Source organism: Pseudomonas sp. P5_109 (assembly GCF_034009455.1).
Taxonomy (GTDB): domain Bacteria; phylum Pseudomonadota; class Gammaproteobacteria; order Pseudomonadales; family Pseudomonadaceae; genus Aquipseudomonas.
Genome location: NZ_CP125380.1, coordinates 3342563 through 3359239 on the forward strand (window position 1 = coordinate 3342563; position 16677 = coordinate 3359239).

Genomic DNA, 16677 nt, shown 5'->3' on the forward strand with positions numbered 1-16677 from the left:
GTCGCGGATTACTTGAAGGAAGTATCCAGCCACAAGGATCCGTCCCGATAAAGGAAGGTCGCCATGAAAAGACTCTCGCATCGCTCAAGGTTATACATTGCAGGTTCACTACTGATCGCACTTAACGGGCTGGCCCAGGCTGCTCAAACGGAAAAGCCCAATATCCTGTTCATCGTCTCGGACGATACCGGTTACGGTGATCTGGGGCCCTATGGCGGCGGCGTCGGCCGTGGCATGCCGACGCCCAGCATCGACGAGCTGGCTGCCGAAGGCACCACCTTTTTCTCGTTCTACGCACAACCGAGCTGCACCCCGGGGCGAGCCGCCATGCAGACCGGGCGCATCCCCAATCGCAGCGGGATGACGACCGTGGCCTTCCAGGGCCAGGGCGGTGGTTTGCCTGCCGCCGAATGGACGCTGGCTTCGGTACTCAAGACCGGCGGCTACGAGACCTACTTCACCGGCAAGTGGCACTTGGGCGAGGCCGACTATGCGCTGCCCAATGCCCAAGGTTACGACGTGATGAAGTACGTCGGCCTCTATCACCTCAATGCCTACACCTACGCCGACCCGACCTGGTTCCCCGACATGGACCCGGAAACCCGGGCGATGTTTACCCAGGTGACCAAGGGCGCGCTCTCGGGCAAGGCCGGGGAGAAGCCGGTCGAAGAGTTCAAGATCAACGGCCAGTATGTCGATACGCCGGTCATCGATGGCAAACCCGGTGTCGTCGGGATCCCTTACTTTGACGGTTATGTGGAAAAGGCTGCACTGGAGTTCCTCGACACCGCCGCCAAATCCGACAAGCCATTCTTCATCAACGTCAACTTCATGAAAGTGCACCAGCCAAACTTGCCGGCACCGGAGTTCGTTCACAAATCGATCTCCAAGTCCAAGTACGCCGACTCGGTGGTCGAACTGGATACGCGCATCGGCCATATCATGGACAAACTCAAGGCGCTGGGCCTGGATAAGAACACGCTGGTGGTCTACACCACCGACAACGGCGCCTGGCAGGACGTTTATCCGGATGCCGGCTACACGCCGTTCCGTGGCACCAAAGGTACCGTGCGCGAGGGCGGCAACCGGGTCCCTGCGATCATGGCCTGGCCCGGAAAAATCAAGCCCAATGCGAAGAACCACGACATTCTCGGCGGGCTCGACTTGATGGCGACCTTCGCCTCGGTGGCCGGTATCAAATTGCCGGAAAAGGATCGCGAAGGGCAGCCGATCATGTTCGACAGCTATGACATGACCCCGGTGATCACCGGCACTGGTCCCGACCCACGTAAAGAGTGGTTCTACTTCACCGAAAACGAGTTGTCGCCGGGGGCTGTCCGTGTGGGCAACTACAAAGCCGTATTCAATCTGCGCGGCGACGATGGTGTGCCGACTGGCGGGCTGGCCGTGGACACCAACCTGGGCTGGAAAGGTGCCACCAAGTACGTGGCGACGGTGCCTCAGGTCTTCGATTTGTATCAAGACCCACAGGAACGCTATGACATCTTCATGAGCAACGTCACCGAGCGTACCTGGACCATGGTGCCGATCAGTCAGGCGATCAACAAGCTCATGCAGACCTACATCAAGTATCCGCCCCGCAAGATGCAAAGCATGACCTATGACGGGCCGATCGAACTGTCCAAGTATCAGAAGTTCCAGTCGGTTCGCGAGGATCTGCAGAAGGAAGGCGTCAACATTCCGATTCCTCAATAATCCGGATGCCTGAGGCGAGGGCCGACCCTCGTCTCAGGCGCTCGGTGGTCAACCCAGCATTTCCCGCATCCGATACCAGAACATGCCCAGGGCCAACAACGGCGAGCGCAGGGCGCGTCCGCCGGGGAAGGTCATGTGCGGCACGGCGCTGAACACGTCAAAGCCTTTGCTGTGTCCTGCATGGATCGCTTCGCCCAACAACTTCGCGCACCAGTGGGTCACGTTCAGGCCGTGGCCGGAATAGCCCTGGGCGTAGAACACGTTCGGGTGCTGGCTCAGGCGCCCGACCTGCGGGAAGCGGTTGGCCGAGATGCCGATCATGCCGCCCCACTGATAATCGATGCGCATATCGGCCAGTTGCGGGAACACCTTGAGCATTTGCGGGCGCATGTAGGCCGCGATGTCCGAAGGGTCGCGCCCGGAGTAATGACAGGCACCGCCGAACAACAGGCGCCGGTCCGCCGAGAGCCGGTAGTAATCCAGCCCGACTTTCTGGTCGCACAGCGCGACGTTGTGCGGGATCAATTGCCTGGCGGCGTCTTCCGACAAGGGTTCGGTGGCGATGATGTAGCTGCCAGCCGGAAGCACCTTGCCGCTGAGTTTTGGTTCCAGCTCTTCCAGATGCGCATTGCAAGCGAGCACCAACGTACCGGCACGCACGGTGCCACCGGCGCAGCGCACTTGCACGGTGCTGCCGTGGATCAGCTCCAGCACCGGGCTCTGTTCGAAGATCTGTACGCCAAGGGACTCGGCGACTTGCGCTTCACCCAGTGCCAGGTTCAGCGGATGCAGGTGACCCGAGCCCATGTCGACCAGGCCACCGGCGTAGACGCCGGAGTTCACCACCTGCTCACGGATCTGGCCAGCTTCGATCAAGCGGGTTTCATGGGCATAACCGGACTCGAGCAGTTCGGCGTGCTCGGCCTTCAGCCCGGCAAAGTGCGCCGGGGTGTTGGCCAGTTCGCAGAAACCCCAGCGCAGGTCGCAATCAATGCCGTGTTCGCCGATGCGTTTGGCCACCACTTGCACCGACTCGGTCCCGGCGTGCTCCAGGTACTGCACGCCATCGGCGCCGATGTGTTTGGCGAAACCACTGACGTCATGACCGATGCCGCGAATCAACTGGCCGCCGTTGCGCCCGCTGGCGCCCCAGCCAATCCGCCGGGCCTCCAGCAGGACCACCGAGAGCCCGCGCTGGGCCAGCTCGATGGCGGTGTTGATGCCGGTGAAACCCGCGCCGACCACGCAGACATCGGCCACCAGGTCCGAGGCCAGCGCGGGGCGCGGCCTCATGCCCTTGGCGGACGCCGCGTAATAGGAGTGGGTATGTTCCTTGGTGTACTGATTCATTTGTTGGACTTCACTTTGCTCCACGAGCGGGTCATCAGGCGCATGATCGACTGCGGCGGCGTGGTGGAGATGTAGAGTTTGTCGAGGACTTCCTGGGATGGATACACCTCGGGATTGCTGACCAGCTCAGGGTCCATGTACTGCTTGGCGGCCGGGTTCGGGTTGGCGTAGCCGACCGATGCGCTGACCTTGGCGATCACTTGCGGGTCCAGCAGGTAGTTGATGAACGCGTGGGCTTCTTTCGTATTGCTGGCATCGGCGGGGATCGCCAGCAGGTCGAACCACAGGTTGGCGCCTTCCTTGGGAATGGCGTAGGCGATGTTCACGCCGTTCTTGGCTTCCTTGGCGCGGTTGGCGGCCTGGAACACGTCGCCCGAATAACCGAACGCCACGCAGATATCGCCGTTGGCCAGGTCCGAGACGTACTTGGAGGAGTGGAAGTAGGTGATGTAAGGACGGATCTGCAGCAGCTTGGCTTCGGCCTTCTTGTAGTCCTCGACACTTTCGCTGCGCGGGTCCATGCCCATGTAGTTGAGGACCGCCGGGAACACTTCGTCCGCCGAGTCCATCATCGACACGCCGCAGGCACTGAGCTTCTTGATGTTTTCCGGTTCGAACAGCACGGCCCAGGAGTCGATCTTGTCGATGCCCAGCACAGCCTTGACCTTGTCGACGTTGTAGCCGATGCCGTTGGTGCCCCACAGGTACGGCACGGAGTGCGTGTTGCCCGGATCGTTTTTCTCCAGCAGCGTCAGCAGTTTCGGGTCAAGGTTCTTGAAATTCGGCAGTTGCTCGCGGTCGAGCTTGAGGAACGCGCCGGCCTTTACCTGGCGGGCGAGGAAGTGGTTGGACGGCACCACCACGTCATACCCGGTGCGTCCGGCAAGCAGCTTGCCTTCCAGGGTTTCGTTGGAATCGAATACGTCGTAGATCACCTTGATCCCGGTCTTGGCCTGGAAGTCGGCGAGGGTGGTTTCGCCGATGTAGTCGGTCCAGTTGTAGACACTGACCTGTGGCTGAGCCTGGGCAACGGCGCTGAACAAGGTTGCCAAGGCGAGCGGGACGACGGATTTCAATAGACGCATATCGATACCTTCTTGGAATTATTGGGATCTATAGGAATTCACCACATCCCTGTAGGAGCTGGCTTGCCAGCGATGAGGCCGGCACATCCAACATCGTTGTTGCCTGACAGGCCGCCATCGCTGGCAAGCCAGCTCCTACAAGAGATGTGTTAACCAGGTGAGAGCGGGGACTCAGACGCTCAGCATCAGGAACTCACGCTCCCACGAACTGATCACGCGCTTGAAGTTCTCGTGCTCGGCGCGTTTGACCGCGACATAGCCGCGTACGAACTTGCTGCCCAGATAACGGCTGATGGTGTCGCATTCTTCCATCTGGGTCAGGGCGTCCTCGATGGTGATCGGCAGGCGCAGGTTGCGACGCTCGTAGGCGCGGCCCTGTACCGCGGCGCTCGGTTCGATGCGCTCGACCATGCCCAGGTAACCGCACAGCAGGCTGGCGGCAATGGCCAGGTACGGGTTGGCGTCGGCGCCTGGCAGACGGTTTTCCACGCGCATCGCGTCCGGGCTGGAAGTCGGCACGCGCAGGCCGACGGTGCGGTTTTCTTCGCCCCATTCGACGTTCACCGGTGCCGAGGTGTCCGGCAGGAAGCGGCGGAACGAGTTGACGTTGGGCGCGAACATCGGCAGCACTTTCGGGATGTATTTCTGCAAACCACCGATGTGATGCAGGAACAGCTCGCTCATATTGCCATTGGCATCGGCGAAGATCGGCTGGCCGGTGGCAATGTCCACCACGCTCTGGTGAATGTGCATGGCGCTGCCCGGCTCGTCGCCGACCGGCTTGGCCATGAAGGTGGCCGCCACGTTGTGCTTGAGTGCCGCTTCACGCATGGTGCGCTTGAACACGGTGATCTGGTCGGCCAGGTCCAGGGCGTTGCCATGACGGAAGTTGATTTCCATCTGCGCCGGGCCGTCTTCGTGGATCAGCGTGTCGAGGTCCAGGCCCTGCAGTTCGCACCAGTCGTAGACGTCTTCGAACAGCGGATCGAACTCGTTCGCCGCGTCGATGGAGAACGACTGGCGACCGCTTTCGGCACGGCCCGAACGGCCCATCGGGGCCTTGAGCGGCAGGTCCGGGTCTTCGCAACGCTGGGTCAGGTAGAACTCCATTTCCGGCGCGACGATCGGACGCCAGCCTTTGTCGGTGTACAACTGCAGGACTTTCTTCAGCACGTTGCGCGGCGACAGTTCGATCGGGTTGCCGAACTTGTCGAAGGTGTCGTGGATCACGATGGCGGTCGGCTCGATGGCCCACGGCACCACGTAGACGGCGTCGGCGTCCGGCTTGCAGACCATGTCGATGTCGGCCGGGTCGAGCAGGTCGTAGTAGATGTCGTCGTCGACAAAGTCCCCGGTTACCGTTTGCAGAAGGACACTTTCCGGCAGGCGCATGCCTCGCTCATGCAGGAACTTGTTGGTCGGTGCAATTTTGCCGCGTGCAATGCCGGTCAGATCGCTGACGACGCACTCGACTTCGGTAATCTTGTGATCTTTCAGCCAAGTGAACAGCTGATCGAAAGGGACATTCATAAAGACCTCGTTATTGGTTTTATTAACGCCAGGAGAGGCCGGTTTCATCCGCCGGACACTTCCCCTGTAGCGCGTTGAGGTCTATCTTGGGCGAGCCTTGCGGTTCCATCTATCCACTTTAAGCAGCACAAAGCGCACCAAAAGAGTGCGTAAGGTCGCCCCATGACAGGTTGCAATTCCCTCCAGGTCCAAGCGTTCAACACCGCCGATGTCGCCGAGCAAATCCGCGCCACACCGGGCTGGACCCAGCATTACCAGCAAATGTCGCCTGGGCATTTCGCAGGACTGGTGCGCTATCTGGATCTGCAGGGCGTGGAGATTTACGAAGAGTCGATGAACACCCGGGTCGAGCAGAATTTCAGCGCGCCCCAGGGCTCGTTGTCGTTCTGTTTCGATCGCGGCGACAACGCGCTGTACGTGTTGAATGGCGAAAGTCGCAACATCTGGATCACCCCGGAGAACTACCAGGAAATCGCCGTGGTGTTCGGTCCGGAGTTTGTACAGCGTCACAGCCTGGACATCGCCCGGCTCGAAGGGCTGTTCATGGCGCCGCTCAACTCCCAGCAGAACGCGCTGTTCTGTCGTTGGCTCAGCGGGACCTTGACGCGGCTGTCGCAGACCTACGATCCACCGAGCCGCGAAGCGCTGACCCAGCAACTGCTCGAAGACTGTCTGTTCATTCTCGACAACGCCTGCGTCGGCCTCGACCAGGGCGCGTTGCAGCGTCGGGCCGGGGAGCGGGCGATCATGAAGCGGGTAGGGGAATGGGCCGCGGATACCCCGGAAGAACACCTCAACCTGCTGGAGCTGTCCCAGGTTGCCGGGGTTTCACTGCGCCAGTTGCAGCACGCGTTCAAGACCTACACCGGCATGGCGCCGACCCAATGGCTGCGCCTGCGCCGGCTCAACAGCGCCCACCGCGAATTGCTCAGCCGCACGCCGACGCAAACCACCGTGGCTGAAGTGGCCATGCACTGGTCGTTCTGGCACCTGGGACGGTTCTCCAGCAGCTATCGCGCGCTGTTCAAGGAATTGCCGAGCGACACCCTCAAGCGTGCGAGCGTCTCGCAGCCAACCGGGCGCGGCCGACGTTAGAACGTTGGCGGCGTAATCACCCAGATCACCACCGCATCCACCTCACCGGGATTGCCGTAGCGATGTGGTTCCTGGCTGGAAAAGCTGAAGCTGTCGCCTTCATTGAGCTGGAAATGCCGCTCGCCAACCCACAATTCGAAACTGCCTGACAGCAGGTAACCGGCTTCTTCGCCTTCGTGGCTGTAGCTTTGCTGGCTGTAAGTGCCAGGCGGGAAACGCGAGTGGAGCATCTCCAGTTGGCGATTGGCTTGCGGCGTCAGCAACTGGTCGACGATACCGTCTTCGTAATGCACGTTCAGGCGGCTGTGCTTGCGCACCACGACGCCGTCGTCTTCAGGCGCGGTAACCGCTTCACTGGCGAAGAACCACTGGATGGTGACGCCGAGGCTGCGGGCAATGTTGAACAGTGCCGGGATCGACGGGTACGCGAGGTTGCGCTCCAGCTGGCTGATGTAGCCGGCGGTGAGTTCGCTCTGTTGCGCCAGTTCCGCCAGGGTCATGCCCCGGCGTTTGCGCAGGCCGCGAATGCGCGTACCGAGGAAATGCGGTTCGGCGCTGCCGGTTGCGGGCTGTGACTTGCTGTTGTTGCTCATGGAAAATTCCGAACCGGGAAGGGGACCACACCCCCTGTAGGAGCGAGCCTGCTCGCAATGAACCCGAGAACACCGCTGGGTGTCAGGCTTCCAGCGTTATCGTTAGCGACCATCGCGAGCAGGCTCGCTCCTACAGGGGTTGGTGTTAGCCGTTAAAACCCCGGAGTATAAACAGCCTCAGAGCTCCCACGCGACTTTCAGCCCTTCATAAATCGCTTCTTCGACGGTGCGCGGCGCCAGGCAGTCGCCGATGCGGCGGAACTCCACCAGTCCTTGCAGCTCGGCGCCCAACGTATCCAACGGTTGGTGACCCTGGCACAGCACCAGCGTATCGATGTTCTCCATCAGCATCGGCTCGCCACTGGCGGTGTGTTGCAGGTAGACCGTGTTGTCATCGCAGCCATACAGCCGCGCGTACGGCGTGATCGGCACAGCGAGTTTGTGCAGCTCGCCGGCCAGTTGATCGCGCACGTACAGCGGCAGGTTTTCCCCGCAATGGGTGCCGTTGACCGCCAGTTGCACCTGATGCCCGGCACGCACCAGACGCTCGGCGATGCCGGGGCCGATCCAGTCGCAACGCCAGTCGACCACCACCACCGAACGGCCGATCTGTACTTCGTCACGCAACACCTGCCAGGCGTCCACCACCTGCAACTCACCGCCGCGCTCAAAGGCCGGCCAGTACGGCTCGGCACCGGTAGCGACGATCACCACGTCCGGTTTTTCCTGCTCCACCAGTGCGCGGTCGACCCGGGTATTGCGCACCACGCGAACGCCGGCCAGCTCCATTTCCCGCTGCAGGTTGGTGCTGGCACCGCCGAACTCGGCGCGTCGTGGCAGCAACTGCGCGAGCAACACTTGCCCACCCAATTGCGAACTGGCTTCGTACAACGTCACCTCATGGCCACGCTGGGCGGCGACGGCGGCGGCTTTCATCCCGGCCGGGCCACCGCCGGCGATCATGATGCGTTTGCGATTGCTCGTCGGTTTACGGTCGCCAAAAATCAGCTCACGCCCGGTTTCCGGATGCTGGATGCAGGAAATCGGCAGGCCCTTGTGGAAATGGCCGATGCAGGCCTGGTTGCAGGCAATGCACGCCCGCACGTCTTCGACGCGGCCGGTGTCGGTCTTGTTGGGCATTTGCGGATCGCAGATCAGCGCCCGGGTCATGCCACACACATCGGCCTGGCCGCGAGCCAGGATCAGCTCGGCTTCCTGGGGCTGGTTGATGCGCCCGGTGACGAACAAAGGGATGTCCAGACTGGCTTTGAATGTCCCGGCTTCCTTGGCCAGGTAGGCCGCCTCGATCGCCATCGGCGGCACGATATGCACCGCGCCGCCAAGGGACGCCGAGGTGCCGGCGACGATGTGCACGTAATCCAGTTGGGTTTGCAGCATTTGCACGGCGGCCAGGGATTCGTCTTCGGTCAGGCCTTCCGGGTCGCGCTCGTCGGCGGAGATGCGCAGGCCGATGATGAACTGCTCGTCGGTCGCCGCACGCACGGCGTTGATGACCTCGCGCAGAAAACGCAAACGCTGTTCCAGATCACCGTTGTAGCCGTCCGTACGCCGGTTGACCCGTGGATTGATGAATTGTGCCGGCAGGTAACCATGGCTGGCGACCACTTCGACGCCATCGATCCCGGCCTGATGCAGGCGCCGGGCGGCAGCGGCGTAACCGTCGACGATCTCGTCGATCATCGCCTGGTCCAGCGCGCGGGGCATCACCCGGAAACGTTCGTTGGGCACCGACGAGGCGGAGTAGGCCACCGCCAGCAGGCCATCGCTGGACTCCATGATTTCCCGCCCCGGGTGGAACACCTGGGACAACACCACGGTGCCGTGGACATGGCAGGTTTGCGCCAGCTTGCGGTAGCCCTCGATGCACGCATCGTCAGTGGCCATCAACACGTGTGAGGTGTAGCGCGCACTGTCGTGCACACCGGCCACTTGCAACACGATCAGCCCGGCACCGCCTTCGGCACGCGCCCGGTGATAGGCGATCAATTGCTCATTGACCAGGTTGTCGGTGGGCATCGACGTGTCGTGACCGCTGGACATGATGCGGTTTTTCAGGCGCTTGCCACGGATCTCCAGGGGTTCGAACAGGTGCGCGAAGGCGGGTGTCGGCATGGTGCGATTACTCCAGGCAGGCTGACCTGTGTAGGAGCGAGCCTGCTCGCGATGGTCGTCAACGATAACGCTGGGTATCTGACACCCCGCGGTGTTCTCAGGTCCATCGCGAGCAAGCTCGCTCCTACAGAGGCATCAGGTTTTCGGTTGTTATTATTGGCCTATAGAAATTTACCCTCAGTAAAAAATCAACTTGTTTTTTTACTATGTCTTGCAGTAGTTTCGTCTCGAGCCCGCTCCCGGGGCTTACCTCACAACAATAAAAAAGGGCTGCGCGGGCCTTGGGTCCCGTGGCACCTGCAAGAGGAACGACTGATGAAATCGCACACGCTCAAGCACGGTTTTTATCCCTTGGTGTTGTCCGTGGCCATGGGCCTGGGCAGCGCCCAGGCAGCATCGGACATGGTGGTGGTCGGATACGGCGGAGCCGGACAAAAAGCCCAGGACGTGGCGTTCTTTCAACCTTTCGCCGCCGTGGATCAAAGCAAAGTGATCCAGAGCGAATACAACGGCGAGATGGCCAAGATCAAAGTGATGGTCGACACCGGCAACGTCGACTGGGACGTGGTGCAGATCGAAGGCCCCGACCTGATGCGCGGCTGCGAAGAGGGCATGTACGAGCGCCTGGACTGGACCCGCCTGGGCCACGCCGACCAGTTGATCCCCGACGCGGCACAGGAATGCGGTTCCGCCGCGCTGGTATGGAGCGTGGCGATTGCCTACGACACCGACAAATTGGCCCAGGCCCCGACCTCGTGGGCCGACTTCTGGGACGTGAAGAAAACCCCCGGCAAGCGTGGGCTGCGTAAACGCGCGGTGTACAACCTGGAATTCGCCTTGCTGGCCGACGGGGTGAAGACCGAAGACGTCTACAAGGTGCTCGACACCCCGCAAGGCGTGGACCGGGCATTCGCCAAGCTGACTGAACTCAAGCCCTACATCCAATGGTGGGAAGCCGGCGCGCAACCGCCGCAATGGCTGACCGCCGGCGACGTGGTGATGACCTCGACCTACAGCGGACGCATCGCCGACGCCGCGCAGAAAGGCAGCCACCTGGGCCTGGTCTGGCCCGGCAGCCTGTACGGCATGGACTACTGGGCGATCATCAAAGGCTCCCGGCATGTGGATCAGGCCAAGCGCTTTATTGCCTTCGCCAACCAGCCGGACGCCCAGGTCAACTACGTGCAGCAGATCCCCTACGGCCCGACCAACACCCAGGCCGCCGCACGGCTCGACGACAAACTGGCGCAATGGGTGCCCACGGCGCCGCAGAACCTCAAGGGCGCGCTGTCGATGAACGTCGGTTTCTGGGTCGATCATGGCGAAGAGCTCGAAGAGCGCTTCAACGCCTGGGCCAGCAAATAACCCGGCTTTGCAGGAGCTGGCTTTTGTAGGAGCCGGCTTGCTGGCGATGGCTGCCTTGAACCTTGCATTGACCTGCAGGCCGCCATCGCCAGCAAGCCGGCTCCTACAGAGATAGTTGGCTGGACGTGCACAAGCGTCCAGCCTTAAGGTCTGCCGTAGCCGATCAGCCTGGAGAACCCCAATAATGAACAAAATCGCCACTCACCTGGCCCCCGAACGCAGCGCCACCGAACAGCGTCTGCGCGAGGAATTGGCGGCCTGTTACCGCCTGATTGCGCACTTTCGCATGACCGATTTGATCTTCACCCACATCTCGGTGCGCATTCCGGGGCCGGAGCATCACTTTCTGATCAACCCTTACGGGCTGATGTTCGACGAGATCACCGCGTCGAATCTGGTCAAGATCGACCTCGATGGCCACGCCGTCGAGCCGTCGCCATACCCGGTCAACCCGGCCGGTTTCGTGATTCACAGTGCCATCCATGGCGCCCGTGAAGATGCGCAATGCGTGCTGCACACCCACACCAAATCCGGGTGCGCGGTGGCGGCGTTGAAATGCGGGTTGTTGCCGGTGAACCAGATTTCCATGGAATTCTACGGCCGCGTCGCTTACCACGACTATGAAGGTGTGGCGCTGGACTTGAGCGAGCAACAACGGCTGGTCGCGGACCTGGGCGATAAATCGGTATTGATGTTGCGCAACCATGGTTTGCTGACCGTCGGCGAGACGGTGAGCCAGGCGTTCCTGCGCATGTACTACCTGGAAAAGGCCTGTGAGATCCAGTTGGCGGCCATGGCGGCGGGAGAGGTCGTGCTGCCCTCGGCCGAGGTGTGTGAACACACCGAGCGCCAGTTCAACGATCCGGGACGGCCGTTGGAAGAGGGTGAACTTGCTGACCCGGATGCCATGCAACTGGCCTGGGCGGCGTTGTTGCGAATGCTGGAGCGAGTGGCGCCGGGGTATCGCGACTGATCTGAATCTTCGGTTGATGCTGCTGGCCTCATCGCTGGCAAGCCAGCTCCTACAGGGTTAGTCGGTGTACGCAAATCCCGCGAACGACCGAGATCCTGTGGGAGCGGGCTTGCTCGCGAAGGGGACGCCGCGGTTCTCAGGCTTGCATCGGACTGGAGAAATGGCTCGCTCTTGCTGTACAGTCGTTCAGCTCGCCGCTCACCCGCGCGGGTCTAAACGATTGAACCAAGGAGCGTGTCGCCCATGAATCAGGAAGCCCGTTTTTCCCGCATGGAACCGGAGTTGCGCAAAGCCAACCTGATCGAGGCGACGCTGGTGTGCCTCAAGCGTCACGGCTTCCAGGGCGCGTCGATCCGCAAGATTTCCGCCGAGGCCGGCGTCTCGGTGGGGCTGATCAGCCATCACTATTCCGGCAAGGACGAACTGGTCGCCGAGGCCTACATGGCGATCACCGGGCGGGTCATGACCTTGCTGCGCGATGCCATGGAGCAGGCCGCGCCGAATGCCCGGGAGCGCTTGTCGGCGTTTTTCCGTGGTTCGTTTTCCGCCGAACTGCTCGACCCGCAATTGATCGATGCCTGGCTGGCGTTCTGGGGCGCGGTGAAAACCGCCGAGGCCATCAATCAGGCCCACGATCATTCCTATGGCGAGTATCGCGGCATCCTGCGCAAGGTGCTGGCGGAACTGGCGCAGGAGGAGGGCTGGGAACACTTCGATGCCGACCTCGCCGCCATCAGCCTCAGCGCCTTGCTCGACGGCTTGTGGCTGGAGTCCGGGCTCAACCCCGGCACCTTTACCCCGGAGCAGGGCATCCAGATTTGCGAGGCCTGGGTCGACGGTTTGCAGGCCGGCGGACGCCAGCGCTTCTGCGTGCAGACGAGCGACTGTTGATCAGTCGTTCAGCAATCGATACTCTCTGGCGCCGATGCAGGAAAACACTCTAATAAGAAACTGGCCTTCGGGCCTGAGCCGGACACCAAGCGATGACTCCTCGGGTATTGATCGTCGATGACGATCCGCTGATTCGCGATCTGCTGCATGCCTACCTGTCCCAGGAAGGTTACGACGTCCATTGCGCCGCCACGGCGGAGCTGGCGGAAACCTTCCTGGCCAGCCAGGCCGTGGACCTGGTGATGCTCGACATCCGCCTGCCGGGCAAGGATGGCCTGACCCTGACCCGCGAGCTGCGGGTGCGCTCGGAAGTCGGGATCATCCTGATCACCGGGCGCAACGACGAAATCGACCGCATCGTCGGCCTCGAATGCGGCGCCGACGACTACGTGATCAAACCCCTCAACCCACGGGAACTGGTGTCCCGGGCGAAAAACTTGATTCGCCGGGTACGTCATGCGCAAACGCCGGCACCTGCCGTCACAGTGGCCAAACCGGTCAAGCAGTTCGCCGACTGGGCACTGGACACCGACCGCCGGCGCCTGATCGATGCGTCCGGCAGCGAAACCCTGTTGACCCACGGCGAGTACCAGTTGCTCAGCGTGTTCCTGCGCAACAGCGGCCACACCCTCAGCCGCGACCAGTTGATGGACCAGATCCGCAACCGCGAATGGGTGCCCAACGACCGCTCCATCGACGTGCTGGTCGGGCGCCTGCGCCGCAAGTTGCACGACGATCCGGCGGAACCGCAGTTGATCATCACCATCCACGGCGCCGGTTACCTGTTCACCGCCGGCGTGGCAGCCTGAACCGGATGGCGCGATGGCTTTGCCTGCTGGCGTTGCTGATGGCCGGCCATGCCGTCGCGGCGGACAAGGTTCGCTATTGCGATTATCCGGTGTATCCGCCGATCTCCTGGAGCGACGGCAAACAGGTGCGCGGCCTGGCGCCGAGCGTGGTGAAAAACCTGTTCGGCCAGTTGGGTTATGAAGTCGAGATTGTCGTGCTGGGCAACTGGAAACGCTGCCTGCTGGACGCCGCCGAAGGCCGGGTCGATGTGGTGCTGGCCTACAGCACCGCACAACGGGAACAGAGCATGCTGTTCTCGACGGTGCCGGTATTGCGCGAAGAAGTGGCGCTGTTCATCAACCGCCAGCACCCGGTGAAGTTCGAACAGCTGGACGACCTGGCCCGTTACCGTGGCGGCCTGTTGTTCGGCGAGAGCTACGGTGGGGAGTTCGATCGCATGGTCGCGCGCAACAACAACATCGAATGGGTTTCCGACAGCCATCAGAACTTCGGCAAGCTGATTCGCGGGCGCATCGATTTCATCACCCAGGAGCGGCGCACCGGCCAGCTGTACGTGGAAAACCTGCCCGGCGGCCAGGACATCGTCGCCTTGCCCAAGGCATTGAACGTGGACTACCTGCGGGTCGCCGTGTCGCGGCGCTCGCCCTTGGCCACTCGCATGCCCGAGATCGATGCGCAGTTGCAGCGCATGGTTGATGCCGGCGACATCGAGCGTTGGCTCAACGAGAGTGAAGTGACCTATCGCGACATGATCAACCTGCCGGCGGATGCGCAATGATTCGCGCCCGCCCCGGTGGACTGCTGCGGCGCCTGTTGCTGTTCATCCTGTTGTTCAGCCTGTGCTTCACCGTGCTCGCCAGCAGCGTGCAACTGTACATAGAGTACCGCCGGGAAATGCGCGACATCGACTCGCGCATGGAGCTGATCCGCGCCGGCTATCTGGCCAGCCTGGAGCGCAGTCTCTGGGACTTGAACCAGGAACAGTTGAACGTGCAGTTGCGCGGCCTGGTGGACTTCTCCGACGTCGCCCGGGTGCATCTGAGCAGTGCCGATTTCGACCTGGTGCAGGGCAATCCAGACCCTGCGGGACCGTTGCGCATCGAACGCTTTGCCCTGGACTACCAGCCGCCGTCCGGCCCGTTGCGCAACCTTGGTGAACTGGAAGTCAGTACCGATCTGGGGGCGGTGTACCAGCGTCTCTACGCCACCGGTTTGACCAGCCTGTTGTGGATGGCGGTGTTCCTCTGCGGCCTGGCCGTTGCCTTGTCGGGCTTGTTTTATCGACTGGTGACCCGCCACCTGAAAGTCATGGCCGAGTTTGCCCGGCGCATCGCCGCCGGTGAATGGCACGAACCCCTGCACCTGGACAAGCGCCGCGGCAGTGATGAAATCGACACCGTGGCCCACGCGCTGGACGACATGCGCCGGGCGATCCTGCGGGACATCGAGCGCCGGGAAACCGATCGCCTGGCCTTGCAGGACAACCGCGACGAACTGCTGAAAATGGTCGAGCGCCGCACCGCCAGCCTGATGCGCGCCAAGGATGAGGCGGAAGCAGCCAACCTCGCCAAATCGCGGTTCCTGGCGACCATGAGCCACGAATTGCGCACACCCCTCAATGGCATTCTCGGCATGGCCGAATTGTTGCGCGGCGCGCGTCTGGATGCCCAGGACGGCAAACGCCTGGATGCCTTGCACAAGGCTGGCGAAGGCTTGCTGACGATCCTCAACGAAGTGCTGTATTTCGCCAAGCTGGAGGAGGGCGTCAGCCATCCCGAACCGGTGGACTTCTCGCTGCGCCAGTTGCTCGACGAGGTGCTGACACTGCTGGAACCGCGAGCGCTGAACAACGACACGATCCTCAGTTGCCGCGTCGATCAGCGGATTGCCGAACATCACCACGGTGCCGAGCAGTTCCTGCGTCAGGTGCTGAGCAACCTGCTGGCCAACGCGATCAAGTTCACCGAAGGCGGCGAAGTCAGCGTCGAGGTGGCGCTGCTCAACGAAACCGGCGAACAGAGTGGGCAGCGCCTGCGGGTCAGTGTCACGGACGACGGCATCGGCATTGCCCCGGCAATGCAGGCGAAGATTTTCGAGCGCTTCACCCAGGCCAGTGAAGAAGTCGCCCAGCGTTTTGGTGGCACCGGGTTGGGGTTGGCGATCTGCAAGCATCTGGTGGAGCAGATGGGAGGTTGCATCGGCGTGGACAGCGAAGAGGGGCGCGGCAGTTGCTTCTGGTTCGAGCTGTCCTTGCAGCCGGCCAGCGCTGTGCTTGAAGTCGCGCCGGTGCGTGTGGCGGGGCCGGCACTGAACATCCTGGTGGTCGAAGACGTGGCACTCAATCGCGAAGTGGCCAAGGGGTTGCTGCAGCGGGACGGCCACCGGGTGTGGCTGGCCGAAGAGGCGCAACAGGCGCTGGAGCATTGCGCGGTGCAGGCGTTCGATCTGCTGTTGCTGGATGTGCATCTGCCGGGCATCAGCGGTGTCGAGTTATGCCGACAGATCCGCCACAGCGACGGGCCGAATCGCCACACCCGCGTCTTCGCCCTGACCGCCAGCGTGCAGCCGGCACTGGTGCGCGGTTATCTGGAGGCCGGCATGGACGGTGTCCTGGCCAAGCCCCTGAAGCTGGAAAACCTGCGCCAGGTGCTGGAAGGGCATGTGCCTGTCGCCGAGTCGCTGCTGAGCGATGAGGCAATGGACTGGCCGCTGTTGCAGACCCATCGCACCTTGCTTGGCGAGCAGAAAGTCCAGGGCCTGCTGGCGGTGCTGCGTGACTCGATCGTTCAGCACCGCGATGCACTCACGGAGGCCATTGCCGCCGATGACTGCACAGAGGTCGCGCAACTGGCGCACCGTCTGGCCGGCAGCGGCGATTCGCTGGGCTTTCGTGCCTTGGCCAATACCCTGAGGGCGCTGGAGGCGTTGGCGCTGGTCAACGATGAATCGGCGATCCGCCGCATGACTCCGGCGCTGGATGAGCAACTGCAGCTCGCGCTGAACACCCTCAAAGGCCTGTTGCAGAGCTGACGTACAAGTTTGTTACGACTTTGTACAACTTCGATCCTGATGGTCAACGCGAACTTACATGGCTTTCCAATAATCGACGCAACCGCCGCAGCGCGGTCTTCGAAGC

Annotated in this window: 13 protein-coding genes; 8 read left to right on the forward strand and 5 right to left on the reverse strand. The window is 62.0% G+C overall.

Going from position 1 to position 16677, the window contains the following annotated elements; translation table 11 throughout:
* The first annotated feature begins 63 nt into the window (after nucleotides 1-63).
* Nucleotides 64-1716, forward strand: coding sequence for an arylsulfatase (locus QMK54_RS15080; protein ID WP_110659149.1), 1653 nt, complete (start codon nucleotides 64-66; stop codon nucleotides 1714-1716).
* A 48-nt stretch (nucleotides 1717-1764) separates the two neighbouring features.
* Here QMK54_RS15080 and QMK54_RS15085 read toward each other — a convergent pair whose 3' ends face one another.
* The 3 genes from QMK54_RS15085 to QMK54_RS15095 form a co-directional block, all read right to left on the reverse strand.
* The gene (locus QMK54_RS15085) at nucleotides 1765-3066 is read right to left on the reverse strand and encodes an FAD-binding oxidoreductase (RefSeq protein WP_320402836.1); all 1302 of its coding nucleotides are present in this window, start codon (nucleotides 3064-3066) and stop codon (nucleotides 1765-1767) included.
* Nucleotides 3063-4151, reverse strand: a complete 1089-nt coding sequence (locus tag QMK54_RS15090; RefSeq protein ID WP_110661033.1) for a polyamine ABC transporter substrate-binding protein — start codon at nucleotides 4149-4151, stop codon at nucleotides 3063-3065. The genes QMK54_RS15085 and QMK54_RS15090 overlap by 4 nt, the downstream gene beginning before the upstream one ends.
* A gap of 171 nt (nucleotides 4152-4322) precedes the next feature.
* Nucleotides 4323-5681 carry a glutamine synthetase family protein gene (locus QMK54_RS15095; RefSeq protein ID WP_103393529.1) on the reverse strand — a complete coding sequence of 453 codons (1359 nt, stop codon included), beginning with the start codon at nucleotides 5679-5681 and terminating at the stop codon, nucleotides 4323-4325.
* Between the two features lie 162 nt (nucleotides 5682-5843).
* On the opposite strand from QMK54_RS15095, the gene QMK54_RS15100 reads away from it, so the two are divergent.
* Nucleotides 5844-6776: a helix-turn-helix domain-containing protein gene (locus QMK54_RS15100; protein WP_223596180.1), complete on the forward strand. Its 933-nt coding sequence runs from the start codon at nucleotides 5844-5846 to the stop codon at nucleotides 6774-6776.
* Here the strand turns inward: QMK54_RS15100 and QMK54_RS15105 are convergent.
* Entirely contained in the window at nucleotides 6773-7369 is a 597-nt protein-coding gene (locus tag QMK54_RS15105; protein WP_223596178.1) for a cupin domain-containing protein, read from the reverse strand. The genes QMK54_RS15100 and QMK54_RS15105 overlap by 4 nt on opposite strands.
* A 177-nt stretch (nucleotides 7370-7546) precedes the next feature.
* Nucleotides 7547-9502 (reverse strand): FAD-dependent oxidoreductase, encoded by a 1956-nt coding sequence (locus QMK54_RS15110; RefSeq protein ID WP_320402837.1) that lies wholly within the window; start codon nucleotides 9500-9502, stop codon nucleotides 7547-7549.
* A 315-nt stretch (nucleotides 9503-9817) separates the two neighbouring features.
* On the opposite strand from QMK54_RS15110, the gene QMK54_RS15115 reads away from it, so the two are divergent.
* From QMK54_RS15115 to QMK54_RS15140, 6 genes are all read left to right on the forward strand, one after another.
* Nucleotides 9818-10867, forward strand: coding sequence for an ABC transporter substrate-binding protein (locus tag QMK54_RS15115; RefSeq protein ID WP_320402838.1), 1050 nt, complete (start codon nucleotides 9818-9820; stop codon nucleotides 10865-10867).
* A gap of 184 nt (nucleotides 10868-11051) precedes the next feature.
* Nucleotides 11052-11840 carry a class II aldolase/adducin family protein gene (locus QMK54_RS15120; protein ID WP_320402839.1) on the forward strand — a complete coding sequence of 263 codons (789 nt, stop codon included), beginning with the start codon at nucleotides 11052-11054 and terminating at the stop codon, nucleotides 11838-11840.
* A 243-nt stretch (nucleotides 11841-12083) separates the two neighbouring features.
* Nucleotides 12084-12731 (forward strand): TetR family transcriptional regulator C-terminal domain-containing protein, encoded by a 648-nt coding sequence (locus tag QMK54_RS15125; protein WP_103393523.1) that lies wholly within the window; start codon nucleotides 12084-12086, stop codon nucleotides 12729-12731.
* A 92-nt stretch (nucleotides 12732-12823) separates the two neighbouring features.
* Entirely contained in the window at nucleotides 12824-13540 is a 717-nt protein-coding gene (locus tag QMK54_RS15130; RefSeq protein WP_223596170.1) for a response regulator, read from the forward strand.
* 5 nt (nucleotides 13541-13545) lie between these two features.
* Complete coding sequence (locus QMK54_RS15135; RefSeq protein WP_223596168.1) at nucleotides 13546-14319, forward strand: substrate-binding periplasmic protein; 774 nt, start codon at nucleotides 13546-13548, stop codon at nucleotides 14317-14319.
* A complete protein-coding gene (locus QMK54_RS15140; protein WP_320402840.1) occupies nucleotides 14316-16571 on the forward strand; it encodes an ATP-binding protein in 2256 nt (751 codons plus the stop codon). Before QMK54_RS15135 ends, QMK54_RS15140 begins: the two co-directional genes overlap by 4 nt.
* Nucleotides 16572-16677: the final 106 nt, after the last annotated feature.

What these genes read in the sequence shown, in the direction of transcription:
- QMK54_RS15080 (WP_110659149.1), top strand. Translation starts at nt 64, where the DNA reads ATGAAAAGACTCTCGCATCGCTCAAGGTTATACATTGCAGGTTCACTA.
- QMK54_RS15085 (WP_320402836.1), bottom strand. Translation starts at nt 3,066, where the DNA reads ATGAATCAGTACACCAAGGAACATACCCACTCCTATTACGCGGCGTCC.
- QMK54_RS15090 (WP_110661033.1), bottom strand. Translation starts at nt 4,151, where the DNA reads ATGCGTCTATTGAAATCCGTCGTCCCGCTCGCCTTGGCAACCTTGTTC.
- QMK54_RS15095 (WP_103393529.1), bottom strand. Translation starts at nt 5,681, where the DNA reads ATGAATGTCCCTTTCGATCAGCTGTTCACTTGGCTGAAAGATCACAAG.
- QMK54_RS15100 (WP_223596180.1), top strand. Translation starts at nt 5,844, where the DNA reads ATGACAGGTTGCAATTCCCTCCAGGTCCAAGCGTTCAACACCGCCGAT.
- QMK54_RS15105 (WP_223596178.1), bottom strand. Translation starts at nt 7,369, where the DNA reads ATGAGCAACAACAGCAAGTCACAGCCCGCAACCGGCAGCGCCGAACCG.
- QMK54_RS15110 (WP_320402837.1), bottom strand. Translation starts at nt 9,502, where the DNA reads ATGCCGACACCCGCCTTCGCGCACCTGTTCGAACCCCTGGAGATCCGT.
- QMK54_RS15115 (WP_320402838.1), top strand. Translation starts at nt 9,818, where the DNA reads ATGAAATCGCACACGCTCAAGCACGGTTTTTATCCCTTGGTGTTGTCC.
- QMK54_RS15120 (WP_320402839.1), top strand. Translation starts at nt 11,052, where the DNA reads ATGAACAAAATCGCCACTCACCTGGCCCCCGAACGCAGCGCCACCGAA.
- QMK54_RS15125 (WP_103393523.1), top strand. Translation starts at nt 12,084, where the DNA reads ATGAATCAGGAAGCCCGTTTTTCCCGCATGGAACCGGAGTTGCGCAAA.
- QMK54_RS15130 (WP_223596170.1), top strand. Translation starts at nt 12,824, where the DNA reads ATGACTCCTCGGGTATTGATCGTCGATGACGATCCGCTGATTCGCGAT.
- QMK54_RS15135 (WP_223596168.1), top strand. Translation starts at nt 13,546, where the DNA reads ATGGCGCGATGGCTTTGCCTGCTGGCGTTGCTGATGGCCGGCCATGCC.
- QMK54_RS15140 (WP_320402840.1), top strand. Translation starts at nt 14,316, where the DNA reads ATGATTCGCGCCCGCCCCGGTGGACTGCTGCGGCGCCTGTTGCTGTTC.